General features: G+C 33.7%; 32 protein-coding genes and 1 tRNA gene. 27 read left to right on the forward strand and 6 right to left on the reverse strand.

Features of this window, described 5'->3' with window-relative positions:
- Positions 1 to 23: 23 nt before the first annotated feature.
- The 11 genes from infC to M9C82_01290 all read left to right on the forward strand — a co-directional run bounded on the left by infC (position 24) and on the right by M9C82_01290 (position 7386).
- Positions 24 to 563 (forward strand): translation initiation factor IF-3, encoded by a 540-nt coding sequence (infC, locus tag M9C82_01240; GenBank protein ID URQ73785.1) that lies wholly within the window; start codon positions 24 to 26, stop codon positions 561 to 563.
- A gap of 2 nt (positions 564 to 565) precedes the next feature.
- On the forward strand, positions 566 to 763 hold the full coding sequence (gene rpmI, locus M9C82_01245) for a 50S ribosomal protein L35 (protein ID URQ73786.1): 198 nt from the start codon (positions 566 to 568) through the stop codon (positions 761 to 763).
- On the forward strand, positions 763 to 1119 hold the full coding sequence (gene rplT / locus M9C82_01250) for a 50S ribosomal protein L20 (GenBank protein ID URQ73787.1): 357 nt from the start codon (positions 763 to 765) through the stop codon (positions 1117 to 1119). Before rpmI ends, rplT begins: the two co-directional genes overlap by 1 nt.
- 8 nt (positions 1120 to 1127) lie before the next feature.
- The gene (pheS, locus tag M9C82_01255; protein URQ73788.1) at positions 1128 to 2102 is read left to right on the forward strand and encodes a phenylalanine--tRNA ligase subunit alpha; all 975 of its coding nucleotides are present in this window, start codon (positions 1128 to 1130) and stop codon (positions 2100 to 2102) included.
- Entirely contained in the window at positions 2103 to 4139 is a 2037-nt protein-coding gene (gene pheT / locus M9C82_01260) for a phenylalanine--tRNA ligase subunit beta (GenBank protein URQ73789.1), read from the forward strand.
- Position 4140: 1 nt separating this feature from the next.
- Complete coding sequence (locus M9C82_01265; GenBank protein URQ73790.1) at positions 4141 to 4416, forward strand: integration host factor subunit alpha; 276 nt, start codon at positions 4141 to 4143, stop codon at positions 4414 to 4416.
- 3 nt (positions 4417 to 4419) lie between these two features.
- Positions 4420 to 4743 carry a MerR family transcriptional regulator gene (locus M9C82_01270; GenBank protein URQ73791.1) on the forward strand — a complete coding sequence of 108 codons (324 nt, stop codon included), beginning with the start codon at positions 4420 to 4422 and terminating at the stop codon, positions 4741 to 4743.
- 14 nt (positions 4744 to 4757) lie between these two features.
- A complete protein-coding gene (locus M9C82_01275) occupies positions 4758 to 5282 on the forward strand; it encodes a cupin domain-containing protein (protein ID URQ73792.1) in 525 nt (174 codons plus the stop codon).
- A complete protein-coding gene (locus M9C82_01280) occupies positions 5279 to 6805 on the forward strand; it encodes a biotin carboxylase (GenBank protein URQ73793.1) in 1527 nt (508 codons plus the stop codon). The genes M9C82_01275 and M9C82_01280 overlap by 4 nt, the downstream gene beginning before the upstream one ends.
- Positions 6796 to 6872 (forward strand) — tRNA-Pro (locus M9C82_01285). Before M9C82_01280 ends, M9C82_01285 begins: the two co-directional genes overlap by 10 nt.
- 13 nt (positions 6873 to 6885) lie before the next feature.
- A complete protein-coding gene (locus tag M9C82_01290) occupies positions 6886 to 7386 on the forward strand; it encodes a hypothetical protein (protein URQ73794.1) in 501 nt (166 codons plus the stop codon).
- A gap of 20 nt (positions 7387 to 7406) precedes the next feature.
- Here M9C82_01290 and M9C82_01295 read toward each other — a convergent pair whose 3' ends face one another.
- Genes M9C82_01295 through M9C82_01305 form a run of 3 tightly spaced genes read right to left on the reverse strand, consistent with a single transcriptional unit; the run spans position 7407 to position 9719 of the window.
- A complete protein-coding gene (locus M9C82_01295) occupies positions 7407 to 8591 on the reverse strand; it encodes a CoA transferase (GenBank protein ID URQ73795.1) in 1185 nt (394 codons plus the stop codon).
- A 3-nt stretch (positions 8592 to 8594) separates the two neighbouring features.
- Positions 8595 to 9227, reverse strand: coding sequence for a glutathione S-transferase family protein (locus M9C82_01300; GenBank protein ID URQ73796.1), 633 nt, complete (start codon positions 9225 to 9227; stop codon positions 8595 to 8597).
- Between the two features lie 45 nt (positions 9228 to 9272).
- Positions 9273 to 9719, reverse strand: coding sequence for an Hsp20 family protein (locus M9C82_01305; protein ID URQ73797.1), 447 nt, complete (start codon positions 9717 to 9719; stop codon positions 9273 to 9275).
- A 115-nt stretch (positions 9720 to 9834) separates the two neighbouring features.
- Between M9C82_01305 and M9C82_01310 the strand changes: the two genes are divergently transcribed.
- Together M9C82_01310 and M9C82_01315 are read left to right on the forward strand one after the other, a co-directional pair.
- Positions 9835 to 10353, forward strand: a complete 519-nt coding sequence (locus tag M9C82_01310) for a hypothetical protein (GenBank protein URQ73798.1) — start codon at positions 9835 to 9837, stop codon at positions 10351 to 10353.
- A 28-nt stretch (positions 10354 to 10381) separates the two neighbouring features.
- The gene (locus M9C82_01315; protein URQ73799.1) at positions 10382 to 10768 is read left to right on the forward strand and encodes a phosphate-starvation-inducible PsiE family protein; all 387 of its coding nucleotides are present in this window, start codon (positions 10382 to 10384) and stop codon (positions 10766 to 10768) included.
- A 4-nt stretch (positions 10769 to 10772) separates the two neighbouring features.
- Here M9C82_01315 and M9C82_01320 read toward each other — a convergent pair whose 3' ends face one another.
- Genes M9C82_01320 through M9C82_01330 form a run of 3 tightly spaced genes read right to left on the reverse strand, consistent with a single transcriptional unit; the run spans position 10773 to position 13198 of the window.
- A complete protein-coding gene (locus tag M9C82_01320; GenBank protein URQ73800.1) occupies positions 10773 to 10991 on the reverse strand; it encodes a sulfurtransferase TusA family protein in 219 nt (72 codons plus the stop codon).
- Complete coding sequence (locus M9C82_01325; GenBank protein URQ73801.1) at positions 10981 to 11757, reverse strand: adenylyltransferase/cytidyltransferase family protein; 777 nt, start codon at positions 11755 to 11757, stop codon at positions 10981 to 10983. The genes M9C82_01320 and M9C82_01325 overlap by 11 nt, the downstream gene beginning before the upstream one ends.
- Before the next feature lie 28 nt (positions 11758 to 11785).
- Positions 11786 to 13198 carry an MATE family efflux transporter gene (locus M9C82_01330; protein ID URQ73802.1) on the reverse strand — a complete coding sequence of 471 codons (1413 nt, stop codon included), beginning with the start codon at positions 13196 to 13198 and terminating at the stop codon, positions 11786 to 11788.
- Positions 13199 to 13271: 73 nt separating this feature from the next.
- Here M9C82_01330 and M9C82_01335 point away from each other — a divergent pair, with 73 nt between their 5' ends.
- From M9C82_01335 to M9C82_01400, 14 genes are all read left to right on the forward strand, one after another.
- Positions 13272 to 13967, forward strand: coding sequence for an acyltransferase (locus M9C82_01335; GenBank protein URQ73803.1), 696 nt, complete (start codon positions 13272 to 13274; stop codon positions 13965 to 13967).
- Positions 13964 to 15055 (forward strand): hypothetical protein, encoded by a 1092-nt coding sequence (locus tag M9C82_01340; protein ID URQ73804.1) that lies wholly within the window; start codon positions 13964 to 13966, stop codon positions 15053 to 15055. The genes M9C82_01335 and M9C82_01340 overlap by 4 nt, the downstream gene beginning before the upstream one ends.
- Before the next feature lie 16 nt (positions 15056 to 15071).
- Positions 15072 to 15452: a peptide-methionine (R)-S-oxide reductase MsrB gene (gene msrB / locus M9C82_01345; protein ID URQ73805.1), complete on the forward strand. Its 381-nt coding sequence runs from the start codon at positions 15072 to 15074 to the stop codon at positions 15450 to 15452.
- Positions 15445 to 16746 carry a murein biosynthesis integral membrane protein MurJ gene (gene murJ / locus M9C82_01350; GenBank protein URQ73806.1) on the forward strand — a complete coding sequence of 434 codons (1302 nt, stop codon included), beginning with the start codon at positions 15445 to 15447 and terminating at the stop codon, positions 16744 to 16746. The genes msrB and murJ overlap by 8 nt, the downstream gene beginning before the upstream one ends.
- Positions 16747 to 16748: 2 nt before the next feature.
- On the forward strand, positions 16749 to 17696 hold the full coding sequence (ribF, locus tag M9C82_01355; GenBank protein ID URQ73807.1) for a bifunctional riboflavin kinase/FAD synthetase: 948 nt from the start codon (positions 16749 to 16751) through the stop codon (positions 17694 to 17696).
- A complete protein-coding gene (ileS, locus tag M9C82_01360; protein URQ73808.1) occupies positions 17693 to 20482 on the forward strand; it encodes an isoleucine--tRNA ligase in 2790 nt (929 codons plus the stop codon). The genes ribF and ileS overlap by 4 nt, the downstream gene beginning before the upstream one ends.
- Positions 20483 to 20486: 4 nt before the next feature.
- Positions 20487 to 20960 (forward strand): signal peptidase II, encoded by a 474-nt coding sequence (gene lspA, locus M9C82_01365; GenBank protein URQ73809.1) that lies wholly within the window; start codon positions 20487 to 20489, stop codon positions 20958 to 20960.
- Positions 20947 to 21882 (forward strand): 4-hydroxy-3-methylbut-2-enyl diphosphate reductase, encoded by a 936-nt coding sequence (gene ispH, locus M9C82_01370; GenBank protein ID URQ73810.1) that lies wholly within the window; start codon positions 20947 to 20949, stop codon positions 21880 to 21882. Before lspA ends, ispH begins: the two co-directional genes overlap by 14 nt.
- Complete coding sequence (locus M9C82_01375) at positions 21879 to 23120, forward strand: D-amino acid dehydrogenase (protein ID URQ73811.1); 1242 nt, start codon at positions 21879 to 21881, stop codon at positions 23118 to 23120. Before ispH ends, M9C82_01375 begins: the two co-directional genes overlap by 4 nt.
- Positions 23110 to 23649, forward strand: coding sequence for a 1,6-anhydro-N-acetylmuramyl-L-alanine amidase AmpD (gene ampD / locus M9C82_01380; protein ID URQ73812.1), 540 nt, complete (start codon positions 23110 to 23112; stop codon positions 23647 to 23649). The genes M9C82_01375 and ampD overlap by 11 nt, the downstream gene beginning before the upstream one ends.
- A 2-nt stretch (positions 23650 to 23651) precedes the next feature.
- Entirely contained in the window at positions 23652 to 24134 is a 483-nt protein-coding gene (locus M9C82_01385) for a YajQ family cyclic di-GMP-binding protein (GenBank protein URQ73813.1), read from the forward strand.
- Position 24135: 1 nt separating this feature from the next.
- On the forward strand, positions 24136 to 25416 hold the full coding sequence (locus tag M9C82_01390; protein ID URQ73814.1) for an MFS transporter: 1281 nt from the start codon (positions 24136 to 24138) through the stop codon (positions 25414 to 25416).
- Complete coding sequence (locus M9C82_01395) at positions 25409 to 25756, forward strand: VanZ family protein (GenBank protein URQ73815.1); 348 nt, start codon at positions 25409 to 25411, stop codon at positions 25754 to 25756. Before M9C82_01390 ends, M9C82_01395 begins: the two co-directional genes overlap by 8 nt.
- A 93-nt stretch (positions 25757 to 25849) precedes the next feature.
- Positions 25850 to 26143 carry a co-chaperone GroES gene (locus M9C82_01400; protein ID URQ73816.1) on the forward strand — a complete coding sequence of 98 codons (294 nt, stop codon included), beginning with the start codon at positions 25850 to 25852 and terminating at the stop codon, positions 26141 to 26143.
- The last annotated feature ends 12 nt before the right edge of the window (positions 26144 to 26155 follow it).

The following is a 26155-nucleotide window of genomic DNA, read 5'->3' on the forward strand; positions in this document are numbered from 1 at the left end:
TTTTTTTAGTTTTAGTCTAGTTAATGACTCAACCAAGAAGGGCATTTGAAAAGAAAAATAAGCAGCCCATAAACCAATTCATTAAAGCCGAAAAAGTTAGACTTATCTCACAAACTGGAGAGCAGTTAGGAGTTGTCGAACTTAAAGAAGCTTTAGCAAAGGCAAAAGATCAAGAACTAGATTTAGTCCAAATGAATAAAGACTCTGATACTCCGGTTTGCAAAATGATGGACTATGGTAAGCACCTATTCGATCAAAAAAAACAAAAGGCAGCTTCAAAAAAGAAAACAAAAAAAACTCAACTCAAGGAAATTAAATTCAGACCAGGAACGGATGAAAATGATTATCAAATTAAGATGAGAAATATTATTAAATTTTTAAATGATGGTGATAAAACCAAAATAACAATGAGATTTAGAGGAAGAGAATTAGCGCACAAAGAAATAGGTTTGAATCTATTGAAGAGAGTTGAATCAGATTTAGTTGATATTGCCAATGTTGAACAAGAACCAATTTCTGAAGGGAGACAGTTTGTAATGCTTTTGAGCCCAAATAGGAAATAAATATGCCAAAAATTAAAGTTCACAGTGGCGCCGCCAAACGATTTAAAAAAACTGGAAGTGGTTTAAAAAGAAAGCAAGCCAATAAAAGCCACATCCTCACAAAAATGACGACTAAGTCAAAAAGGCAATTACGCGGAACAACCGCTTTGGCAGCTGGTGACGAGAAGCTAGTTAAAAGAATGTTTAAGGAGAAATCTTAATGGCAAGGGTAAAAAGAGGCGTCGAAGCCAGAAGAAAGCATAAAAAAGTTCTTAAACTGGCAAAAGGGTATAGAGGAGCAAGAAGCAGAACCTTTAAAGTTGCCAAGCAAGCCGTAACTCGTGCGGGACAGTATGCTTACAGAGATAGAAAGGTTAAAAAAAGAACTTTTCGATCCTTATGGATTGTAAGAATTAATGCTGCCGTTCGAGGTCATGGTATGTCTTATAGTGTTTTCATGAATAGTTTAAAAAAAGCAAATATTAAGTTGGATCGCAGAGTTCTTGCAAATATTGCAGCAGAAGACGAACAATCATTTGCAGATTTAGTCGAAATTGCTAAACAAAATGCAGCATAATATGTTGTATGGATTTAGCAAAGCTTAAGCAAGAATTAAAAAAAGACTTTAATTTATCTAAATCATCCGAAGACTTACAAAAGTTAAAAGTCAAATATCTAGGGAAAAAAGGCAAGATAACAGATTTGTCTAAAACTTTAGGTAAGTTGGATCAAAAGGATCGTCCAATCGTTGGAAAAAAAATCAATCAAATAAAAACTTTATTCCAAGATTTAGTTAAGTCTAGTTCAAAACGAATAGAAGACTTTGAATTAGAAAATGAGATCTCGAAGGAGACGGTAGACGTATCTTTGCCAGTCGGAAAAATTTTTGCTGGCGGATTGCATCCCATTACTAAGACAATAGATAAAATTTGTTCATATTTTTCTGCTAAGGGGTATCTAATAGAAGAAGGCCCAGAAATTGAAAGTGAATACTATAATTTCGATGCGCTTAATATCCCTGAAAATCATCCAGCTAGAGATATGCACGATACTTTTTATGTTGATTCTGGAAAATTATTAAGAACTCATACATCTCCCGTTCAGATTCGGTCTATTGAAAAATATAACGTTCCTCTCAAAATAATTTGCCCTGGTAAAGTTTATAGGAGTGATTCAGACCCTACACATACGCCGATGTTCCATCAGATTGAAGGATTATTGATTGATGAAAATGTGAATTTTGGTAATTTGAAAAAAGAACTTATAGACTTTTTAAATTATTTTTTTGCCAAAAAACTAGACGTAAGATTTCGTCCATCGTATTTTCCTTTTACAGAACCCTCAGCTGAAGTGGATATTATGGATAAAAATGGTTGGCTTGAGATCATGGGCTGCGGCATGGTGCATCCCGATGTTTTAGAAATGGCCGGTATCGATTCAAAGAAATATTCAGGCTTTGCTTTTGGGTTAGGTATTGAAAGAATGGCTAAACTTGATTATTCAATAAAAGATATGCGGGTTTTGTTTGAAAATGATTTAAAAGAAATTTCGGGTTCATAAATGAAGATCTTAAAATCTCATCTTTTAGAAAAAGTTGACGCAAAATTAAATGTTAAACAGTTAGAAGCCGAGCTTACAAGATTAGGACTAGAAGTTGAATCGATCCAAAAATTTGGAAATTCAAAAAAATCCGATTTTGTTATTGATTTAGATCTTACTCCTAATAGGGGCGATTGTTTTAGTGTGCTTGGAGTCGCAAGAGAACTAGCTGCAATAAGTAACAAAGAGATTTTAAAAGAAAAAAATATTCTTAAAAAAGCTAGTTTAAGTCCCCTTACTAAAGTGAAACTCTCTGAAAAGCTTGCCTGTCCAAAATACTCTTTTATAGAAATTCATAAAATTGATAATACAAAAAAATTACCTGAATATATCTCGAATAGATTAGATGCGGCCGGAATAAATTTAATTAATCCAATTGTAGATATTTTAAATTACGTAATGATTGACTTAGGTCAACCGCTTCATGCATTTGATTTAGACAAAATAGGTAAATCAATAAATGTAAGATTTGCAAAACCTAAAGAGAAGATCTCTCTACTTGATGGCTCGAATAAAATTTTGAATAAAAACTGCTTAGTTATTTCAGATGAAAAAAAAGCCTTGGCATTAGCAGGAATTATGGGGGGGATAGATTCTTCTGTTCAACTTGATACTTGCTCTGTATTGATTGAGTCTGCCTTTTTTAACCCTTTAGTGATTCAAGGAAAAGCAAGAAGTTTTAATATTCAGACCGATTCTTCACAAAGGTTTGAAAGAGGGGTGGATTTTGATCTACAACAGAAAGCGCTTATCAAGGCAACTAATTTAATTGCCGATCATTTATCTGGTTCCCACAGTCAAGTGAAGACTATTGAAGCGAAAAAATTCATACCTAGAAAAAAAGTTTTAAACATTGAATTAAACAATTTAAATAAAAAATTAGGTACGAAGTTAAACGCTGTAGAAATAAAAAAAATTCTAAATTCTTTAGAAATAAATACCATCGTAAAAAAAGATTTGCTTTGTACGATGATTCCGTCGCATAGATTTGATTTGAATATCGAAGAGGACTTAATTGAGGAAGTGGCTCGCATGATCGGATACGATAATCTCCCTTCATTTGAACTGAAAACGTTTAATAAATTTTTCGTTCCTACCGATTATCAAGAAACTTTAAAAATAAAAAAATACATTGCTAACAAAGGGTTTCAAGAAGTCATAAATTATTCATTTGTGAGTAAAAAAATTCTCAATGATTACAATCTCTCTAAAAACTCAATATCGGTTAAAAACCCACTCAATGAGAACTTGGAAGTTATGAGAACAAGCTTACTACCTGGCTTGCTGAATAATTTAAAATTAAATTTTAATCGAGGTGAAAATTCTTTAAAAATATTTGAAGAAGGGAGAATATTTAGTAATAAAAATAATAGTAAGGAGCAAAAAATACTTGCGGGATTAATTTTTGATCACGATGGCAAGAAAAATTGGAACAATAAAACTAAATTTGACTTTTTTGAACTTAAAAAATTTATCATAACTTTGCTAGATAATCTTTTCTTGGTTGATTTTAACTTCAAAAAAAGTTTAAACAATTTTTTACATCCAAACATATCTTTGGACGTATATGTGAAAGGAAAAAAAATAGGCTCCTTTGGAAGAAGTCATCCAAAAATTAATAAAATTGTAGGCATTAGAAAAGATTTCTTTTACTTTGAGTTTGAGTTAGAAGAGTTATTTCAAAAGGAAATATTAAAAATTTCAGAATCTTCAAAGTACCCATCAATTCAAAGAGATTTATCCTTTTTAGTACCTGAAAATGTTGAATATGAGAAGTTGAAATCACTAGCAGAAAAAATGGCAGGAAACGAATTAGTAAATTTAAAATTATTTGATCTTTACAAAAATTCTGGAATTCAAGAAGCAAGTTCTAGTTATGCATTAAATTTCACTTGGCAATCAAAACATAAAACTCTTAGAGATGTTGACATAGATTTAGTTATTGAAAAAATTATTAAAGCATTCGAAAAAGAATTCAATGCTTCCTTAAGAAGTTAGAATGTCAATCACTAAAGCTGACCTTATAAACCATTTGAATCAGAAGATGGGAATTCCAAAAAAGGATTGCAACTTGATTCTGGAGTGTTTTTTTAATGAAATTTCAGAGGCACTTGCACGCGGAGAAGAAGTAAAATTGCCAGGACTAGGAAATTTTTCAACCTCTTATAAAAATAGCCGACCCGGCAGAAATCCCAAAACAGGAGAAAAGTTTCAAATCAAAGCAAGAAATGTTGTAAGTTTTAAGGCTGGGAAAAAATTAAAAGAACAACTTTAATTTATGGAGATAGATTTAAAAAAAATTCCTGATAAAAAATACTTTTCTACCATAGAAGTTTCAAAAATAGTCGGTATTGAAGCACATACTTTAAGATATTGGGAAAAAGAATTTGGGAGTTTATTCAATGTTAAAAAGACTTCAAATCAGAGAATATTTAAAAAAAATGACATAGTTAATTTTTTAAAAATAAAATCTTTGATTAAAAAAGAAGGAATGACTATCAAAGGTGCAAAGTCTAAAATTAAGAAATTCGAGATCGATACAAAGTCTTCGACAAATGTTTTACCGATCTTAAAAAGCATTTTGAAGGAGTTAAAAAAATAATTTGGGAGAGAAAAATGAGAAGAATAGTTACGGGACATAATAAAGAGGGCAAATCAATTATAAATATAGATGGTCCTCCCGCGAGATCCTTAGGTGAAGACGTTGGAGGATTGTTTGAGCTCTGGAATACTGATGGAAAGGATGTAAATTCTTTGGATACAACTGATAGAGCTGACTCAGAAGTAATTCTTTCTCCCCCTTCTGGTGGAACTAAATTTAGGTATTTTCAAATTAATCCATTACCCGAGGGAGTCTCGCCTGAATTCATCGAACAAGCAACGGCTGACGCTTTTGAAAAGATGGGGGCTGCTCACCATAGAGTAGATACTTCTAGACATCCTGCGATGCACAAAACTGAGACTGTCGATTACATAATTCTTCTTAAAGGCGAGGTTAATCTAATTTTAGATGAAGAAGAGGTTGCTTTAAAACCATTTGACGTAGTGGTGCAGCGCGGAACCAATCACGCTTGGGCAAATACAGGAAGTGAACCAGCTCTTTTAATAGCAGTTTTAATTGATAGCAATATCAGAGAATGACTAACGAAAAAAAAACTTCCTTAGAAAAGCTGAACAGTCGTATTGAGAAAACTCTTGATAAAAAAAGGGCTGTTGCCAAATCAAAAAGACAGTCTAAAGGATATAGAACCGCCAGGGAAAATCTTGAGGATTTAGTAGATCATGACTCTTTTATTGAGTATGGACAATTAGCCGTTGCAGCCCAAAGAAATAGACGTGACTATGAAGACTTGATGACTGAAACAGCAGCCGACGGGATTATTACGGGTATGTGTAAAATTAATTCAGAGCTTGTCGGTTCGGAAAACTCTAATGCTATAGCGATCATCAATGACTATTCAGTTTTAGCTGGAACTCAAGGATTCTTTCATCATAAAAAACTCGATCGAGCATGTGAACTTGCAATAGATTCAAAATTACCAGTAATAATGTATACCGAAGGAGGTGGAGGCAGGCCAGCAGATACAGATATTTCCACTCAGATTGCTGGACTTAATATTACTTCTTTTACAAATTGGGCGGCCCTAACAGGAGAATCTCTTAAAATTGCGTTAAATAATGGTTATTGTTTTGCTGGCAATGCAGCCTTATTTGGCTCAGCTGACTTTTGTATAGCGACTAAAAAATCTTGGATAGGGATGGCAGGACCAGCAATGATTGAAGGCGGTGGACTAGGAATATTTAAACCAGAAGACATTGGACCAGCAGATATGCATTTTAAAAACGGACATCTAGATTACTTAGCTGAAGATGAAGCAGATGGAACTGAGGTGGTAAAAAAATTACTTTCTTATTTTCAAGGAAAAATAACTGATTGGGAAGAAAATGAGCAATCTAAGTTACGAAACGTAATCCCTGAAGACCGAAGAATGGGATTTCCGGTGAGAGAAATTATTGAAACACTTGCCGATAAAGAATCTTTTTTAGAGTTAAAAAAGGTTTTTGGAAGAAGTGTGATCACTGGTTTTATTAGGCTTGAAGGGAGGCCTTTCGCTCTCATTGCTAGTGATTGCCAACAGTTAGGAGGGGCAATTGATTCTGAAGCATCTGATAAGGTCGCAAACTTTTTAGAAATTTGTAACTTGCATAATTTACCTATTATTTCTTTGGTCGATACTCCTGGTTTCATGGTGGGACCAGATAGTGAAACCCAAGGCGCTTTTAGGCGAATGGGCAATTTCTTCAAGCGAGGAGCTAAAGTTGATTCTCCTCTCGTTGCAATTGTTTTAAGAAGAGGTTATGGCCTTGGAGCCATGGCAATGACTGGAGGAAGTTTTGTTGATCCAATTTATACTGCTTCTTGGCCAAATGGCGAATTTGGAGGCATGGGATTAGAAGGATACGTTAAATTGGGTTTTAAAAAAGAATTAGCTGCAGAAGAGACTGAAGAAAAAAGGAATGCTTTGTATGAAAAACTATTAGCAAAAATGTATGAAGTTGGAAAAGCGACTGAGGCAGCTTCTTATCTAGAAATGGATGCAGTGATTGACCCAATTGAGACTAGGAAAGTTATAATTAAAGCCTTTGAAACATTCGGGGCGTAGCGCAGCCTGGTAGCGCACTTGACTGGGGGTCAAGTGGTCGCAGGTTCAAATCCTGCCGTCCCGACCAAACTAATTTAAGTATGATTAAAAAAAATTTTGTCTTTTTCTTATTTTTTTCAAATTTTATCTTCTCTTCGTCTTCTTTAGATACTTCGAGTGAAATTGATTCTTACAATGACTTCACTTTTAAATGCGGTTGCCGGGAAGGTTTATTCAAATCCTTTGAGATTGGGAGATCAGGAAACGTAAAATGCAAATCTGGATTATATAAAAGCTATCAAATAATAAAAAAAGGAAGTAACTATTTTTTGAATGGAGATAAATATCCTAACTTTGAAGAGAGTTTTAATGGTGCAAACATTAAAACATCGGAAACTAAAACTGCAGTTGAAAATAATGGAATTCTTAAACTTAGGCATGAAACCAAGTCACTGAATGATGAAGGCTACAAAGAAATAAAGTATTTTAATTTGAACGTTGACGAGAAAAGTTTTGAAAAAGGAATAGAGATTTATTCAGAAGAAAAAATAAGTTTGAATTGGTTAGGAAATTCTTCAGGTAAATGTAAAAAGAAAGCTTAGTAAAGATAGTTAAATTAATTTTAACTTATCGCGATGACTTTTTTTTCTATCAAACTTTTTATTATCGCCTCATCTACTCCCAGAGAAGATACGATCTCTTGGCTATGTTCACCAAGCATTGGTGCCGGTCGAGAAAGCTCACTAGGCGTTTTACTGAATCTAGCAGCTGGTCTTGCTTGTCTGACTTCTCCGAAGCCATCAATGTTTATTCGAGAGATAGATTCATTTGCCAAAATTTGTTCATTGTCTAATAGTTCCATTCGATCAAGCAGCGGGGCGCTTGGCACTCCTTCTTCTTGAAGCCTCCTAAGTATTTCTGATCCTTTCCATTTACTGATTTCTTCTCCAGTGATTTGTTTTCTAATCTGAGCATTTGTTACTCTTCCCGCAGGGCTAGAAAACCTTTCATCGTCTATTAAATCTTCTCTCTTTAAAGCTTTACACATTCCTTTCCATTCAGCATCAGAAACTGCTCCTGCAGTTATGTACCTATCTTGAGCTTTATAAATGAGATCTTGAGTGCCTTGGAGCTTCCTTACATCTATTTCATTTTCTGCGTATACGATGCCAGCCATTCCTTCTGGCCAGAAAAAAGAAATCATACAATCCAGCATTGATATTTCAATATGTTGTGCAGTTCCATGTTTTTCTCTTGCATACAGAGCAGACGATATGGCTTGGGCAGTTGTTAAAGCCGTAACTTTGTCGGCTATGATTATTCTAAACATTTTGGGTTGACCTGTTTCACGATCGGCTTGTATGTCTGTAGCCCCTGATAAGGCTTGAATTATTGGGTCATAAACCCTTGAATTTGCATAGGGCCCCCTGTTACCAAATCCACTAATTGATACATAAATTATCTTTTCGTTGATTGCTCTAATTTCTTTTTCTCCAAAGCCCATTCTTTCAATGGCTCCCGGCCTAAAATTTTGCATAAACACGTCAGCTTCGGCAGCTAATTTAAAGAGAATATCCTTTCCTTCTTTAGTCTTTAAGTCTACAGCAATGGATTTTTTTCCTCGGTTGCATGAAAAAAAAACTGGATTTATTCCGTTGTGTGGAGCCGCCATATGCCTAACGAGTTCACCGGATATAGGCTCAACTTTTATAACTTCTGCCCCTTGATCGGCAAGCATCATTGCGGCAACTGGTCCTGAAACCATGCCTGTTAAATCTAGAACTTTCAAGCCTGTTAGTGGCCCCATTTATTAACCTCCATAATTTACTTCCATAGCTTTTTTGTAAGCCTCTCTTTTCGAAATATTTTCTCTATAGATTGTAATATTTTTAGACAAATCAAACTCATAAAAAATAGCCCAATCTAAGCAAGACATCAACAAAATATCTGCTAAACCAAAGCCACCGGATAAAAGAGTTTCATTATTCTCTAGGTGTTTTTCAATTACTTTAAAATGCCGTTTAAGATATTCTCTACAGGAAAGCACAACATCAGGCGCCTCTCCATAAATTTCCTTTAAATCGTAATGACGGCGCATTACGTAAAGACTCGTTTCGTCAACTTCTCCATAAATATAGCTGCACCATTCATCTTCTTTTGCCAATTCAGAATTAGTGCCAGGTATAAATAAATTTTTTGAAGGGAAGGTGTTTTGTAAATACCTACAAATTGCAACACTTTCTGAGAGGCTTAAATCTCCATGTTGCATAAACGGAATTTTTTGTTTTGGATTAAGAGAGGAATATTCTTTGGTAAGAGTCTCTCCAGTTCTTGGTCCAATCGGTTTCAACTCATAATCAATTGTTAGTTCTTCGGCCATCCAAATTGGTCTAAGAGTTCTAGCTGTGCCCGCTCCCCAAAGAATTAGTTTATTTTTATCCACTAAAAACTATCTTATAAAAAAAGGGGCTTTTCAGCCCCCTTTTTTTTAACCTAAAAGTTTACTTTTTGTGGTGAAGTCAATTTTTCTAGGTTTTTGATCATCAGGAATTACCCTTTCAAGACCGATGTAGAGCATGCCATTATTTAAAGCTGCTCCTTTAATCACCATGTCATCTGAGAGCACAAACTTTTTCACAAAGTTTCTAGCTGCAAGACCTTGATGAACAATTCCTTCACTTGCATCTTTGTCTTTAGATCCAGTAATGGTTAAGTTTTCACCGACAGCCTCAATGTCAATTTCACTCTCTTCAAAACCGGCAACAGCAAGTTCGATAGTATATTGTTCTTCAGTTACCTTTCTAATGTTGTAAGGAGGGTAATTAGAAGTTTGTTTAGAGTTTGCCAACAAAGACAAAGTGTCAATTGTTCGGTCAAATCCCACCGAGAAAGGAGAGATGTCTCTCCATAAAAGTTCAAATGTATTATTAATCATTTTTTACTCCTTTTGTTTAAGCAAGTTAAAATTACATTGACCCTAAAAGGCATCAACATGGTTTAAATATGGTTTCTACCTAAAATTTCAAGACCTAGGTATAATTTATTTTGTAATGCTTTCTTTTAAAGAACAAAATTGCAATATTACTCTTAGGGAGGGAATTGAAGAATATAATAGCTACTTAGTGGCCAATGGAAAAGAGATTCTGACTGCACTGTCTGACTCAACAATTGTCATGGATCATGACGCAACACACGTTATTTTTGGTTTGGACACTTCTCTAGAAGAGGAAAGCCTACTCGACTCATGGGTGCTTTGGTGTTCTTCTTTCGAATTAAAATATTTAATGTCTTATTCAAAACAACCTGAGATAAAAGATTTATACAAAAAACTTCTTAGGGAAGTTGGTGTTTTAAAATTTATTAAACTTTTTTTTAGCGTTTTCCCAACCAAACTAAGGATAATTTTTAAACATAAAAAAGTAATGAAAAAAAAGTGGCCTTTTAAATTTCCAAAAGAATACTTAGATAAGAAAATTTGTGATCTAAGGGAAGAATATGGCATCGTGATTCTAGAAGAAGAGGATAAAAACTTTAAAAAATTAAATTGGTCTGGCTCAATTAGAAATTAAGTAAGGATTAATTTTAGGGAGAAATATAATGGATAGAACGCATTTGATAACGGTAGTGAGTGAAAAGGTGCTCTTGGCAATTATAGGAGTAGCTACTTGCATAGCAGCGGGACAGCACTTATACAGTATGTATTTGTCAATGCAAATTATGCTCGCAGATTTATTTTTGCTCTTTATATTTACCGAGATTCTTGCAATGGTTGCGGCTTTTTATAGCTCAAAAAGAATTCCTGTAACTTTGCCAATTATCATCGCGATTACCGCCCTTTGCAGATTGATAGTGATGCAAAATAAAGACATGGATGCATTAATAATCATTGCCGAAGCTTCTGCGGTAATTATTTTGGCTGGAGCTGCCTACATTATGAGTTTAAAGGACAAAATAAGCCTAGAAAAATTGAGAGATAGGGAGTAATAATTTAAGTAATTTTTTTTACTTTAAATTCAAGTAAACCATCTGAAATCTTTTTAGAAACTAATTCATGATTTAGATATTCACAGAATTTTTCAACATCTTTTTCAGCTGTAGGATCTGTAGCTATTAATTCAATGACATCTCCCGATGAAGCCTCGTGGATGGCTCTATGCAGCAACATTATAGGTTCGGGGCAAATTAATCCCTTAGCATTAATTTTCATTATCGTAAAACCTTAGTCTCTCTATGTCATCTTCATCGGTTTTTTCTCCATACTGGATTTCTATAATGTGACATGATTCATCGAAAGGGTTTGTGATTTGGTGCCACGCTTCTTTTTCAACATGAAATACTTGTTCTTTATTTAATTCAATTGATTGGAAGTTTTCGGCATCTACTTTGCTGAAATTAATTAGGCACTTGCCTTTTGAAACGAACCAAATTTCATTTCTATGAAAATGTCTTTGAAAGCTCATTCCTTTTTTTGAATCTATAATTAATTCTTTGAGTTTTAAGTTTTTATCAGTGAATAGATTATAAAACTTGCCCCATACTCTATCTTCTGAAGAATATTCGAAGTCTTTTAAGATCCAACTTGAAGAATTCTTTTTGTGGTCTCCTCCTACTCCAAAATGAAAGGTGACATCAGAAACTTCCATCTCTGGAATGTTTCCTTTATTTCTGTCTCCTCCATTACAAAACAATATTTCTTCATCAGGATATTTTAATTTTGTTTTATTGAGCGCATCTATGCAGCTGCCCAAATCATCGTCCTCAAAGGAAATAACATCATCGACAGGTTTTAAATTTTTTATAATTATTTCTCTTTCTGTAAACGGCATAAAAAATTTACCTTTTTTCTTTATCAACCAATCATCACTATTCAAAGCAACAATTAAGGTGTCTCCAAGTTTCTTTGCTTCTTCTAAGTATGCTATGTGTCCAGAATGGATTGGATCAAAACCACCACTAACAACTACAATTTTCATTTATTAATTTTAATTTATTTTATTTTTTTTAAACAACCTTAAAATCACTGTCTTCAATTGCTCTTTTTGAAGTCTTATCAAGTCTGAAAAAAACTAAAATTGATGCAAGTAAAACGCCTAGGCAAAGTCCAATCCACATACCAATAGCACCTTTTTCAGGAATAACTAAATCTGTCAGGCCTAAAATATATCCCACAGGTAGGCCAAAACACCAAAAAGCGACAATCATTATATATAGAGGAGCCAGAGTGTCTTTATAACCTCTTAGCGCACCTTGACCAGTAAAACTTATACCATCAGATAATTGCATGAAGGCAGCTATAAAAATTAATGAACCAGCTAGAGAGGTTACAATTGGATCAGTATTAAAAAAAGAAGCAAAGAAAGTTCCATAATTTAAAAGTAAAACGAAATTAAATGAAGCCAAGATGACTGCTACGATGATAGCAAAAAAGGATGAGTATCTTGCTCTAACGAATTCTCCTGCTCCTAAAAGGTTTCCAGATCTTACTGCAGCAGCCAAACCTATCGAGAGAGGCAACATAAATGTCACTGTTGTAACTTGCATAGCTATGGCGTGAGAAGCAATTGTATTCTGACCAAGATTGCTTAATAACAATCCGCTTCCACTAAAAAGTCCAAATTCAACAAAAATACAAGCTCCAATTGGAAAGCCTAGTTTGAAAATTTCACCCATTTTCCTAAGATCTGGAGGCGTATAACCTTTAAACAAGTTTGCTCCTTGATAAGGTTTGGAGAAGTAAATGTATATTATTAAAGCCAATAAAGCTGACCATGTGGAGATAGCAAATGATACACCGCAACCACTGCCCCCCATTTCAGGAAAACCAAATTTGCCAAAGATAAATAGATAGTTCAAAGCCGCGTTGAGCGTAACCATGCCTAAGTTGATAACAGTAATTGGTACAGGTCTTGTAATGCCTTCGCTAAATGACTTTAACGGCTGAAAAAGAAATAATGCAGGAGTTCCAACTAATAAACCTAGAAGGTAATTTTTGGTTATTTTCTGTACATTTTCTGGAGTTTTAAAAAAGTCTAGTAGATTTCCTGCGAAAATTAAATAAATAGAAACCAAAGCTATCAAAGGAATGCACAACCAAAAAGCCTGTTTTACATGGGGCCCAATTTCTTCAAATTTTTTTGCACCATAAAATTGAGCTACATAAGCAGTAACAATAAATAGGCTCCCTCCGACTCCAAAGAAGACAGGCCAAAAAAGCATATTTCCTGTTGCCACTGCAGCTTGATCTACAGTACTGTAGTTCCCTGTCATTAATGCAGCAATCACTCCGGTGGCATGAGAAGCCAATTGTGAAAAAAAGATCGGGATCGCTAAAGAAGCAAAAATTTTTAACTCAAATCTAATTTTATTGTCACTTCCAATAGGCTCGACAATATTTCTGTCTTCAGTTGCTTTCATAAAGGTAGGGTATGATACTACTTGAAATTTAATTTGGAGATAAAAAATTAGGCGAGACAATAGACCTTTTTGGTTGAAACGGATTCACTGGTGGTTCGATCAAAAATATATCCAATATAAAATTAGTCCTCAATTTGAGAAAATAGGATCAGGCCCACTAATTTTAGGTGTCAAATACTTGCATATTAATGGCAACGGAATTTCTGTAGGAGATTTCGCTACTTTTATTTCCGCTCCAGATTCTCATATTCATCTGACTACTTGGAACGCGGGCGATTATGACGGAAAAATTGAGATAGGTGATTTTTGTTTATTTAGCCCTGGCGTAAGAGTTTCTGCTGCTACCAAAATTAAAATAGGAAATTCTTGTATGTTCGCTAACAGCGCATATATCTCCGATTCCGATTGGCATGGAATTTATGATCGGGCTCTCCCGGTTGGACAATCAAAACAAGTTACGCTAGAAGATAATGTATGGATAGGAGATGGCGCAATTGTTAGCAAGGGAGTAACTATAGGCAAAAATTCAATTGTAGGCGCAAGAGCGGTCGTTGTGAAAGATATTCCAGAGAATGTCATTGTTGCGGGAAATCCAGCAGAAATAATAAAAGAGCTTGATCCAAAAGAAAAACAAGTATCTAGAGCCGAAATGTTTTCTTCGCCTAAAGCTCTAGATGAATTGTATTTAGAAATAGATAGAATTAGTTTAAAGAAAAACACTTTTTATGGATGGATAAAAAGTAAGTTTTTTCCTCAACAAGATCAATGATAAAAATTGTAGCCGACAAAGATCTTCCTTTCTTAGATAAGGCTTTTGATTATTCTGAAGAAATAGAGCTGTTAAAACTACCTTATGATCAAATAACTAATGGTAATTTAAAAAATGCAGATGCCTTGATAAGTAGATCGGTGACAAAAATCAATGAGGAATTAGTAAGTGGTACTAACTTAAAGTTAATTTTTTCTTTAACATCAGGAGAAGATCATGTTGATTTTGATTGTTTGGAAGAAATAAAGTTTCAATCTGCCAAGGGTTCTAATGCCCAAGCGGTTTTTGAGTACACTGTTTGCGCTTTACAATTTTCCTCAGAAAAAAAAATTGGAATTATTGGCGAAGGTAACATTGGGAAAAAAATTAAAGATAATCTTTCTTTTTTGGGTTACGAAGTAATTTCTTATGATCCTTATCTTTATAACCATGACGAAAGCATAAAAAATGCTGTCCTAAATTGTCCAATAGTTTCAGTTAATGCTTCTTATTCTAGAGATGGAAAGTATCCTTCGCATGAGTTAATAGAAAACGTATTCAGTGATTCTCTTTTAATAAACACTTCGAGAGGCGAAGTTGTCAATTATAAAAAAATTGCAAAAGAAAATGATTGCGTTCAGATAATTGATGTTTGGAATAATGAGCCAAAATTAAATAAAGATGATTTAGTCGATGCTTTTTTAAGTACTCCTCATATAGCAGGAAATTCTTTTGAAGCAAAATCTGATGCACTAAATTTAGCAATTGAAGAAATATCTAACTTTTTTGAATTAAAAAAAACAAGACAATTAGATCCTGATCTCCACTATATCGACGTAGACGAAATCAGTTTAGCTGAAGAAATAGAAAAAACTATGATTCCTTTTAATTTCTTGAAACAGTTTCTCGATATAAAAAAATATAGTGATGTTTTTAAAAAGAAAATAAAACAGGACGAAGCGATTTCAGATTTTTCAATGTATTTTCAGGAAATTAGAAAAAAGTTTGAGCGTTTAGGATTTGGAAATTACTCTTTGAACCTTTCAAACACCTCTAACGAAAATAAAGAAAAATTATCTTGCCTTGGCTTTAGGTTTCAAGAGAAATAAAATTTATAATAAACATATGAAAGACTTAAAAGAAAAACTTTCAAAAGAAGCTTTTGAAGTAACACAAAACCAGGGGACCGAAAGACCTTTTAGTGGAGATTTGCTTAACATCAAGGAAGAAGGTACTTATAAATGTATTTGTTGTGGCCAAAATTTATTCTCTTCTCAAGCGAAATTTGAATCAGGGACCGGGTGGCCAAGTTTTTTTATGCCAATCGATGAGACTGCAGTTAAAAATATTGAAGATCGTTCTCATGGAATGGTAAGGGTTGAAGTAAGGTGCAATGGGTGCGATGCTCATTTAGGCCATGTTTTTCCTGATGGCCCCGAACCAACTGGATTGAGGTACTGCATGAATTCTGTTGCGATGTCTTTTGAGCCTTATAACAGTGAATAATTTTTGGAAGTCAACTTTTGGATTTTCTTTTTTCACATTTATCTCAAGGGTTTTTGGGTATCTTCGTGATCTAACATTAGCGGCTTTTTTAGGAGCTGGACAAATTTATGACATATTCGTTGTAATATTCAGAATCCCTAATGTCTTCAGGAGTTTTTTTGGAGAAGGAGCAATGGCACAATCTCTTGTTCCAAGCATTATCGAAGCAAAAGAAAATATAAATAATTTTCTAAATCAAATTTTTTCTTTGTTACTTTTTTCTTTATTGATTTTTGTTGGATTAGCTGAGGTATTTCCTAAATTATTTGTTTCCCTTTTTGCACCTGGTTTTATTTATGATGAAGAAAAGTTTCTAGATGCCACGAATTTTTTGAGAATTGTATTCCCTTACATACTTTTGATTTCTCTTACTGCATTTTTTGGGGCAATACAAAATTCTAGGAAAATCTTTCAATTTGTAGCTGCGACTCCAATTTTTTTTAATCTTAGTTTAATTTGTTTCGCTTTTTCATTTGCTGAACTTTCTTTAAAAGTTTTAGGAATTTCAGTATTAACTGCTGGACTGATTCAATTAATTTTAAATTTCTCTGTTGTGGCTTATTTCGGAATTTTTCCAAAACTCACATTGACTTTTGATCGTGAAATTCTCAATTCCTTCTTCAACAAATTCATTCCCGCAATTTTCGCAGCTGGCGTTTATCAGTTAAATGTTTTAGTAGATACGATATTCGCTTCATTTCTGATAACTGGCAGCCCAACTTGGTTGTATTTATCTGAGAGACTAATTCAATTTCCTCTTGGTCTGTTCGGAGTGGCAGTTGCACTTGTTTCTTTACCAAACTTAACAGAACTTTTTATACAAAAAGATATGAAACAAATAAGTTCACATAGTTTTAAAATTTTGAGAGTTTTATTTTTAATGGGATTTGGATGTTTCTTAGGGGCTTACTTCCTTGGCGACTACATAATTGAAATCCTCTTTAAGAGAGGTGAATTTTCTTCTTTTGATGTAGGAATGACTTTTTTAGCTCTTCAGGGGTATGCTATTTCGCTCATCTTTTTATTACCTCAAAAATATTTTAATAGTCTTTTCTTTGCGATTTCAAAAACAAATATGGTTGTTTATACTGGATTGTTATCACTTTTAGCTAATTTGATCTTGAATTATTATTTTATTTTTATAATAGATTTAGGCCATTTTGGATTGGCTCTCGCAACTTCTATTAGCAGCATAATAGTCTTTTTTGTAAGCTTGTATTGGCTGTTGAGTAGAAAAATTTTATTGGCTTTTTAACAATGTATTTAATAAGAGGACTTAAAAACATAAATCTCTTTAAGGAAAGATTTTCTGATTTTAGAGTCATTGCAACCATAGGAAATTTTGATGGACTACATCTAGGGCATCAAAAAATTATTTCGGACATGAAAAATATTGCTAATGAAAAAAAACTAAAAACAATGGTAATTTTTACTGAACCACATGCAAAAGAATTTTTTGCTGAAAGCTCTAATTCCTCGTCTCAGCCAAGCAGAATATCGCCTTGGCGTGATAAATTTCAAAGATTAAAAGCACAAGGAGTAGATTTTGCTTTCTATTTAAACTTTAACAAAAAATTACAATCGATGACCCCCGAAAAATTCATAAATAACGTTCTAGGAAATTTAAACATTCATTATTTAACTATCGGGGATGACTTTAAGTTTGGAAATCGTAGAAAAGGTGATTATGAGATGCTTGAAAACTGGGGCAGTCTTAATGATGTTATTGTTCAACAAACTCCAACATATCTCAGGGGAGATAGAAGGTACAGTAGTTCCTGGATAAGGGAGGCACTTGATAAAGATGATTTTGAATTGGCAGCTGAATTGCTCGGAAGAAGATATACTTTTTCTGGCAAAGTAGTTAGTGGAAACAGTTTAGGCAGAACTATTGGAGTTCCAACAGCAAATTTGTGGCTGCCTAAAAGTAACCTGCCTATAAAGGGTGTGTATGCAGTAAAAGTTCACTATGAAAAAGAAATTCTTTTGGGCATTGCAAATATGGGAATAAGACCTACCATTGGTGGGGAAAATCCAGTCTTAGAAGTTCATATATTTGATTTCGATAAAAATTTATATGGGAAAAGAATTGAAGTTGAATTTTGTAATAAAATAAGAGAAGAAAAAAAGTTTTCAAACCTCGAAGAATTGAAATCGCAAATCCATAAAGATATTGAATTGTCTAAAAATCTATTAATTTCGTGAAACAACTTAAGGAAACATTAAATTTACCTACTACCAGGTTTTCCATGAAAGCGAATCTTTCACAAAAAGAACCAGGAATATTAGAGTATTGGAAAGAAATTAATCTATATCAACTGATTCAAAACAAGAATAAGGGCAAACCTTCGTTTAATCTTCATGATGGACCTCCATATGCAAATGGGCCTATTCATTTAGGCCACACTGTAAATAAAATTCTAAAAGACATAATCATTAAGACCAAAAATTTCTCTGGATATTCTGCGCCTTATGTTCCAGGATGGGATTGTCACGGACTTCCAATCGAGCTAAATGTTGAAAAAAAATATGGAAAAGCTAAGAAGGATTTATCTATTGATGAATTTAGACTTCGTTGCAGAGATTATGCCAATCAACAAGTTGCCATTCAAAAAAAAGATTTTATTAGACTTGGAGTGCTAGGGGATTGGGAAAATCCATACAAATCTATGGACTTTGAATTCGAAGCAAATATTGTTCGAGCGCTTGGAAAAGTTATAGAAGCAGGGCATTTATCAAGGGGATTTAAACCTGTTTATTGGTGTGAAAATTGTGCATCTGCTCTTGCAGAAGCGGAGGTTGAATACATTGAAAAAGAATCAAATGCTATTGATTTTTTATTCCCTGTTGATTCTAAGTTATTGGAGAAAGTATTTAACTTGAAAATAAATTTCGACTGTTATGTTGCTTCATGGACAACAACGCCCTGGACTATTCCTGCTAATAAAGCTATATCTGTTAATCCAGATCTAGAATATGAGCTAATTGAATTAGAGGTTAATAAAAGAAAATTAATTTTAGTTGTTGCATCAAGTCTTAAAGAAAAAACCTTAGAACGATATGAAGTTACCAACAATAATTCTTTAGGAAAAAGCTTAGGAAAAGAACTAGAAGGCATTGTTTGTAAGCATCCTTTGTTGGATCAAGAGTCTCCAATTATTTTAGGCTCCCATGTTACTGATGAAATGGGAACGGGACTTGTTCATACCGCTCCAGCTCATGGTTTAGAAGATTATGAAGCATGTAAAAATTATAACTTTGATTCTTCTAGCCTAGTTCAAGCTGATGGAAAATTTGCAAAAGATACTCCATTTGTAGGCGGAAAAAAATTAGATGAAGCAAACGAAATTGTTATAGACGAGTTAAACAAAATGAAGCTTTTGTTTTCAAAAAATAAGTTTAGACATAGTTTTCCGCATTGTTGGAGACATAAAACCCCACTTTTTTTTCGTGCTACTCCTCAATGGTTTATTTCTATGGATAAAAATAAACTTCTTGAAGAATGTCTATCAAAAATTGAGGAAATAAATTGGTTACCTGATTGGGGTAAATCAAGAATAAATTCTATGATGTCGGAACGACCTGATTGGTGTATCTCCAGACAGAGACATTGGGGAGCTCCAATTCCTTTATTTGTAAATAAATCTTCCGGAAAGATTCATAAAGATACAATAAAGATAATCGAAATGGTTGCAGATGAAATTGAAAAAAATGGTGCTGAAAGTTGGTTTACCTCTGATCCATCGAAATTTTTAGGAGATGATTCCGATGAATATGAAAAAATTACTGATACCTTGGACGTTTGGTTCGATTCTGGCGTGACTCATTATTGTTCAAATTACCAAGCAAAAGATTCAATAGTCCCTGCGGATTTGTATTTAGAAGGTTCTGATCAACACAGAGGTTGGTTTCAATCTTCACTACTTACTGGTCTAGCAATTAATAATGAATCGCCTTATCGGACAGCATTAACGCATGGATTTGTTGTTGATGCCGATGGTAGAAAAATGTCTAAATCTCTAGGCAATGTAATTTCACCTCAATCTATATGGAATAAAAAGGGGGCAGATATTTTAAGAGCATGGACAGCATCAACAGATTTCAGAAATGAAATGAATTTTTCAGAAGAATCTCTTGAAAGAACAAGCGATGCTTATAGAAGAATTAGAAATACGCTGAGATTTTTAATGGGCAACCTGAATGAATTTAATTTCCAAAGAGATAAGATAAATCCTGAGAATTATTCAGAACTTGATAAGTGGATTATCATGAAGGGAATAGAGCTCCAAGAAGAAGTAATCAAAGACTATGACAGTTACGAAATTCACTTAGCTTTCCAAAAAATTTTAAATTTTTGCACCAACGAACTTGGCGGTTTTTACTTAGATATTATTAAAGATCGACTTTACACTTCTAAGAGAGACGGGGTTGCAAGAAAGTCAGCACAATCAGCGATGTTTCAAATTTACTCTTCATTAGTAACTTTAATTGCTCCAATACTCTCTTTCACGGCCGAAGAAGCATTTGTTGAAATGAGTGGCGAAGGTTCCTCAATTTTTCTAGGTGAGTGGTTCAATGATTGGGAAACTTTTGATTCCAAGATTGATGAAGATTTGTGGGTCAAACTTATCTCTTTGAGAGACGAGGTAAATAAAGAAATTGAAGAAAAAAGAAACTTAAATGAAATTGGATCTTCCTTAGAAGCTAAGGTAGATCTGAGTTGTGATGATGGGCTTTTCATGAGGCTAAACGACCTTAAAGATGAGTTAAAATTTCTGTTCATTTCTTCTGACGTAGATTTAAAATTAGATGAACAAAATTCAAAAAATTTATCCGAAGAAGTAAAAATAAAAGTCTCAAAAAGTTCAAACAAAAAGTGCGACAGATGCTGGCATCACGTAGATAGACTAATAAAATATCAAGACGAAAATATTTGTTTGAGATGCCAAGAAAACATAGACGGTTCTGGAGAAATAAGATTATTTTTCTGATTGAATGAAATTTTTTTTAGTTGTTTTATTAGCTTCATTGATAAGTCTTGATCAATTATCTAAAGCTTGGATTTATAAAAATTTTGAAGTTTTTCAATCCTTAGAAGTCTTTTATTTCCTAAACTTCACGTTTGTTAAAAACTACGGCTTTGCTTTTAGCTTTTTGAACGATGAAAGCTTAAATTTAAATGCTCTAATAGGTGTTTTAATTTTTTTTATTTGTGTTTATTTAGCTTATTTTATTTTTTTAAAAGCACATAAAGAGATCCTATTAAAAAATCAGTTAATGAGTTTTAGTCTGATTTTAGCAGGCGGATTGGGGAATTTACTGGATAGATTGATGTATGGATATGTAATCGATTTTATTGATATAACATTCAATCCTTACGTGTTCAATTTAGCAGATTCTTATGTCACTATAGGATTGATAATGTATGTTATTTTTTCTCTGAAAAGTAAGCCTTATGAAAAGAATTAAGCTAGCGAATCCAAGGGGTTTTTGTGCTGGGGTAGATAGAGCAATTGACATAGTTTCGAAAGCATTAGAGATTTACGATGATCCAGTTTATGTCAGACATGAGGTTGTCCATAACAGAAAAGTAGTTGACGATCTCAAATCAAGAGGTGCTGTGTTTGTAGAAGAACTATCAGAAATTCCTGACGATGGCATTACCATTTTCTCAGCACACGGAATTTCAGCATCTGTAGAAAATGAAGCTGAAGATAGAAAATTAAAATTCTTTGATGCAACTTGCCCTTTGGTTTCAAAAGTACACAAAGAAGTTATTAGGTTTGCTAGCGCAGGTAAAGACATAATTATGATTGGTCATAAAAATCATCCAGAGGTTGAAGGAACTCTTGGAAGATTTCCGGAGCATTCTCGAGGAAAAATGTATTTGGTAGAAAATTTAGAACAGGCTAAAACTATAAAGGTTAATCAACCAGATAATTTATGTTTAGTAACACAAACAACTTTGTCTGTTTCAGATACGGAAGAAATTGTAGAAGAATTGAAGACTAGATTTCCTCTAATGCAAGAGCCAAAATCTGAAGACATATGCTATGCCACTCAAAATAGACAAGATGCCGTAAAGCAACTAGCTTTAGAATCGGATTTAATAATTGTGGTTGGATCTCAGAATAGCTCGAATTCAACCAGGCTAAAAGAGTTAGCAGAAAATTGTGGAGTTAAGTCTGTGCTTTTAGACGAACCAGAGAAAATAAATCTATTAGACTTGAAAAATATAGAAACGATTGGAATTACTGCAGGAGCATCAGCTCCAGAAGAATTGGTTCAAGAAATGGTCAAGAAATGCAATTTGCTTGGGTATCAAATTAACGAAGAGATGGAAGGTTTGAAAGAGAAAGTATTTTTTAAATTACCCATTGAGTTGCGATGAAAAAAAAAGTAGCAATTATTGGCGCTGGTATTGCAGGTACGACAACCGCTTATTCTCTTGCAAAAAACGGGATGGATGTAACTTTGATTGATTCAAGAAGGTATCCTGCAATGGCCACCAGCTATGCTAATGGAGGGCAATTGAGTGCTAGTAACTCAGAGGTATGGAATACTCCAAAAAATCTTCTAAATGGCATGAAGTGGATGTTTAAAAAGGATGCACCTTTATTATTCAATCCTTCTCCTAGTCTTGAGAAATATAAGTGGATTTTAGGATTTCTCGTAGCTACTTTTGACGGAAAGCATAAGTCGAAAACTCAGGAAACAATTGAGTTAGCAAAAAGGGCGAGAGAGATTTATTACAAAATTTCAGATGAGGAGGGAATTGAATTTGATCTATTAAAAAAAGGTATTCTGCATTTTTATGATACTCAAAAAGAGTTAGATTCAGCCGCCTCAAAAGCATCCTGGCTTGATCAAGAAGGAATGGAATGGGAGGTCCTAGATGCAGATCAAGTTGAAGATCTAGAACCGGCTTTCAAGTCTACCGCTAATAAAAAAAAATTAGTCGGCGGAATTTACACGAAATCCGATGCTAGCGGAGATATTCATAAGTTTTGTAAAAACATGCATAAACTTTTAGAAAAAAAATACGATGTCAAATCACTTTTTAATACAGAAATTGAAAGTATTTATAAAGATAGAGATAAGGTGATTTTATCCGCAGCGACGGAGACAGAAACTAAAGGATTTCATTTCGATAAAGTCGCGATTTGTGCCGGCATAGATACTCAAAAATTTGCTGACAGTCTTGGAGATAAAATGCGTGTATATCCAGTAAAGGGCTACAGTGTGACCATCCACTTAGATGACAGCGTTTCTCAAAATTCAGCCCCACACGTATCTCTTTTAGATGACCCAAAAAAGATTGTTTCTAGCCGTCTTGGGAACAGGCTAAGAGTTGCAGGAACCGCAGAGTTAGCAGGAAAAAATAAGGACATAAAACAGGATAGAATAAGACCTTTGTTGGCTTGGGTCCGTGAATATTTTCCAAATGTTAGCACAGAAAACTATACACCTTGGGCAGGTTTGAGACCTATGACTCCTGACATGATGCCGCTTGTGTTTGAAAGTAAAGCTAAAGGCATTTTTTATAACACTGGGCATGGCCATTTAGGATGGACTCTAGGCGCCGCTACTGGAGATTTATTGGCCTCAAAAATAATAGATGCAGATTAAATCAGGCTGGATTGCTGAAGCAAAAAAAGTAATTTCCCCAAATTTCGAGGACAGACCTTTAAATACTTCTATAGATCTTGTAGTTATCCATTGCATAAGTCTTCCTCCGGGTGAGTTTGGGGCAAAAAATATTGATGACTTTTTTCTAAATAAATTAGATATTTCTAAGCATCAATATTTTAAGAAAATATCTAATTTAAAAGTTTCCTCTCATTTTTTAATTGAAAGAACTGGAAATTTAAAACAATTTGTTTCAATTGATAAAAAGGCCTGGCATGCCGGAGTTTCTTCATTTGAAAATAGAGAAAATTGTAATGATTTCTCTATAGGTATCGAGCTTGAAGGAACTGATGATTCAAAGTATGAAAAAGATCAATACAATACTTTGATAAAGTTAGTGACTTCATTGATGCGAAAATATCCAAACATTACCAAGGAGAGAATAGTTGGGCATTCGGAGATAGCTCCAAAAAGAAAAACTGATCCAGGAATAAAATTTGACTGGGATTATATAAAATCTAAAATTTAGTTATGCCTTCCTTTGACATAGAATCTAAAGTAGACAACCATGAGCTAACAAACGCAATCGACCAATCAAATAGAGTCATTTCTAATCGTTTCGATTTTAAAAATGCAAATGCTTTGTTTGAAATAAAAGAAAATAAACTTTCACTTTCGGCAAATGAAGTTTTTCAAATTGACCAAATGATACCTATTTTAAAGGAAAGTCTTTCGAAGCGATCTATTGACTTAAAAGCTTTAGAGTTTGGAGAAAAAACTTCTAACAACAATAAGGCTCTATTAGATGCCAACATTATCCAAGGGGTAAGTCAGGAAATTTCTAAAAAAATTATCAAAATCATTAAAGATTCAAAAATAAAAGCTCAAGGATCTATTCAAGGAGACAGCGTAAGGGTGTCAGGAAAAAAGCGGGATGATCTTCAAGCAATTATAAATTCTTTAAAGAATGAAGAATTTGAAATCCCACTACAGTTTGTAAATTTCAGAGATTAATATGTCTTGGCTCAATTCTTTTAAGGGTTACTTGCAACCCAGAGTACTTTTAATTGCCGGACTTGGAGTTCTTTCGGGCTTACCACTGGGGCTTTTAGTTGATCCTTTAAGATATTGGTTATCGGAAATAGGTATTGAAAAATCTACTATTGGGTTGCTTTCTTTAGTAATGCTTTCCTACTCATTAAAAATGTTTTGGGCTCCTTTAGTCGATAGATTGAGAATTCCTTTTTTATCTGCGTTTGGGCAAAGAAAAAGTTGGTTGCTCCTGGCCCAAATTCTTACCTTTTTATGCATTCTCGTTGTTGGATCAATTGATCCTTCCAAAGAATTAAATTTATTTATTCTTTTCGTCTTGGGTATAAGTTTTTTTTCTGCAACTCAGGATATTTGTGTTGATGCAATGCGTATTGAATTGGTCGAAAAGAAAGCTATCGGTGAAGCCTCGGCGCTATACATTATCGGATATAGAATCGGGGTTATTCTTCTCTCGCAGGTGATAACTTTTTACATTGCAGACTCATATGGCTGGAGTGCAGCTTATTTTAGTATCGGAGGAATTTTTATCATTGCCTCTTTAATTCTGATACTTATAGTTCCAGAGCCAGCGAGAGATGAAAAAGATTATATTTCTTTGTTAAAAAACCCTAATTTGTGGTTTAAAGATTCATTTATTCTGCCATTTACCGATTTGATTTCAAGATACAAAACTCATCTGTTCTTATTAATAGCAATTACATTTACTTATAGATTAAGCGATATGTTTCTTGGCCCTATGGCTATGCCTTTTTATCAAGAAATTGGTTTTACAAAAATTCAGGTAGCTCAAATAACCAACTTCTATGGAATGTGGATGACAATATTAGGCGGACTCTTTGCAGGATTAACTCTTCATAGATTCGGATTAGTTAAGAATATGATTGCAGGTGCAATATTCGTTCCATTAGCAAATATTCCTTTTATATTTTTAAATTTAATTGGCAATGATGTAAATTTCTTAATTTTTACAATTACTGTAGACAATTTCTCACAGGGATTTATTTCTGTTGTTGGGATAACTTTTTTGTCAAATATGGTTTCTGCAACCTACACAGCAACTCAATATGCCTTGCTTTATGGTCTGGTAGTAATTCCACCAAATATAATTTCAAGTGGATCAGGATTTGTTGCGGAAGCTTACGGTTTTCAAAATTTTTTTATTCTTTGTGCTCTTTTAGGCATACCAGCTATCGTTCTAACTTTGATGGTTTGGCAGAAGAGGGAAGTTTTCGGCTTTGACTAAAAATAAATTCTCGTTGGTTTGGACGATAATTTTTTTATCTTTTTTTAGTTTAATTTCCTATGGCTTATTTTCTCATCCAAATGTAAATTCAGATTTTTTTCTTCCCGACGAAGTTTCCCATTTTATGGCTTTCTTAATTTTGTCTTACACAATTTATAAATCCATGGGGTCAATTAACTGGATATTTCTAATCTTAATTTACGGATTAATTTCTGAGATCATTCAATTTTATCTGCCGTATAGAGATTTTCAGCTAAATGATTTATTTTTTAATTTTTTTGGCATTTTAAGTGCAATATTTGTAATTTTCTTTTTAAAAAAACTTGAAAAACCTAATTAAGAACATAAATACATTTTAGTTGTGTATTTAGCTAGTCTTAACTAGAATGCGCATCTTAGACATTTATTAAGAATTTTTTAAAAGGAGAATTAAATGAAATTTAATCCACTTGGCGATAAGCTCCTAGTAAGAAGAGGAGAAGAAGAAGAAACCTCTGCCGGAGGTATTGTGCTGCCTGGTTCTGCAGCTGAGAAACCCTCTCAAGGAGAAGTTCTCGCAGTTGGACCTGGAAGGACTTTAGATAATGGAGAAGTCTCCGAAATTCCAGTGAAGGTAGGCGATATAATTGTTTTTGGTCAATACGCTGGAAGCAACACAATTAAAGTAGATGGTGAAGAGCTTTTAATTTTATCTGAGAGCGATTTACTAGGAACTGTTTCAAAATAATTAAACTTACAA

The organism is SAR86 cluster bacterium, from assembly GCA_023703675.1.
Classification (GTDB): Bacteria; Pseudomonadota; Gammaproteobacteria; order Magnimaribacterales; family AG-339-G14; genus AG-339-G14.

Bases quoted from the DNA above. Each gene is read 5' to 3' on its own strand.
- M9C82_01400 (URQ73816.1), top strand. From the start codon at position 25,850: ATGAAATTTAATCCACTTGGCGATAAGCTCCTAGTAAGAAGAGGAGAA.
- M9C82_01270 (URQ73791.1), top strand. From the start codon at position 4,420: ATGGAGATAGATTTAAAAAAAATTCCTGATAAAAAATACTTTTCTACC.
- msrB (URQ73805.1), top strand. From the start codon at position 15,072: ATGAAAGACTTAAAAGAAAAACTTTCAAAAGAAGCTTTTGAAGTAACA.
- M9C82_01290 (URQ73794.1), top strand. From the start codon at position 6,886: ATGATTAAAAAAAATTTTGTCTTTTTCTTATTTTTTTCAAATTTTATC.
- pheT (URQ73789.1), top strand. From the start codon at position 2,103: ATGAAGATCTTAAAATCTCATCTTTTAGAAAAAGTTGACGCAAAATTA.
- M9C82_01330 (URQ73802.1), bottom strand. From the start codon at position 13,198: ATGAAAGCAACTGAAGACAGAAATATTGTCGAGCCTATTGGAAGTGAC.
- M9C82_01280 (URQ73793.1), top strand. From the start codon at position 5,279: ATGACTAACGAAAAAAAAACTTCCTTAGAAAAGCTGAACAGTCGTATT.
- M9C82_01340 (URQ73804.1), top strand. From the start codon at position 13,964: ATGATAAAAATTGTAGCCGACAAAGATCTTCCTTTCTTAGATAAGGCT.
- M9C82_01265 (URQ73790.1), top strand. From the start codon at position 4,141: ATGTCAATCACTAAAGCTGACCTTATAAACCATTTGAATCAGAAGATG.
- ribF (URQ73807.1), top strand. From the start codon at position 16,749: ATGTATTTAATAAGAGGACTTAAAAACATAAATCTCTTTAAGGAAAGA.
- M9C82_01320 (URQ73800.1), bottom strand. From the start codon at position 10,991: ATGAAAATTAATGCTAAGGGATTAATTTGCCCCGAACCTATAATGTTG.
- M9C82_01390 (URQ73814.1), top strand. From the start codon at position 24,136: ATGTCTTGGCTCAATTCTTTTAAGGGTTACTTGCAACCCAGAGTACTT.
- M9C82_01375 (URQ73811.1), top strand. From the start codon at position 21,879: ATGAAAAAAAAAGTAGCAATTATTGGCGCTGGTATTGCAGGTACGACA.
- infC (URQ73785.1), top strand. From the start codon at position 24: ATGACTCAACCAAGAAGGGCATTTGAAAAGAAAAATAAGCAGCCCATA.
- ispH (URQ73810.1), top strand. From the start codon at position 20,947: ATGAAAAGAATTAAGCTAGCGAATCCAAGGGGTTTTTGTGCTGGGGTA.
- M9C82_01310 (URQ73798.1), top strand. From the start codon at position 9,835: ATGCTTTCTTTTAAAGAACAAAATTGCAATATTACTCTTAGGGAGGGA.
- M9C82_01295 (URQ73795.1), bottom strand. From the start codon at position 8,591: ATGGGGCCACTAACAGGCTTGAAAGTTCTAGATTTAACAGGCATGGTT.
- M9C82_01385 (URQ73813.1), top strand. From the start codon at position 23,652: ATGCCTTCCTTTGACATAGAATCTAAAGTAGACAACCATGAGCTAACA.
- M9C82_01315 (URQ73799.1), top strand. From the start codon at position 10,382: ATGGATAGAACGCATTTGATAACGGTAGTGAGTGAAAAGGTGCTCTTG.
- ampD (URQ73812.1), top strand. From the start codon at position 23,110: ATGCAGATTAAATCAGGCTGGATTGCTGAAGCAAAAAAAGTAATTTCC.
- M9C82_01275 (URQ73792.1), top strand. From the start codon at position 4,758: ATGAGAAGAATAGTTACGGGACATAATAAAGAGGGCAAATCAATTATA.
- pheS (URQ73788.1), top strand. From the start codon at position 1,128: ATGGATTTAGCAAAGCTTAAGCAAGAATTAAAAAAAGACTTTAATTTA.
- rplT (URQ73787.1), top strand. From the start codon at position 763: ATGGCAAGGGTAAAAAGAGGCGTCGAAGCCAGAAGAAAGCATAAAAAA.
- M9C82_01305 (URQ73797.1), bottom strand. From the start codon at position 9,719: ATGATTAATAATACATTTGAACTTTTATGGAGAGACATCTCTCCTTTC.
- lspA (URQ73809.1), top strand. From the start codon at position 20,487: ATGAAATTTTTTTTAGTTGTTTTATTAGCTTCATTGATAAGTCTTGAT.
- M9C82_01325 (URQ73801.1), bottom strand. From the start codon at position 11,757: ATGAAAATTGTAGTTGTTAGTGGTGGTTTTGATCCAATCCATTCTGGA.
- rpmI (URQ73786.1), top strand. From the start codon at position 566: ATGCCAAAAATTAAAGTTCACAGTGGCGCCGCCAAACGATTTAAAAAA.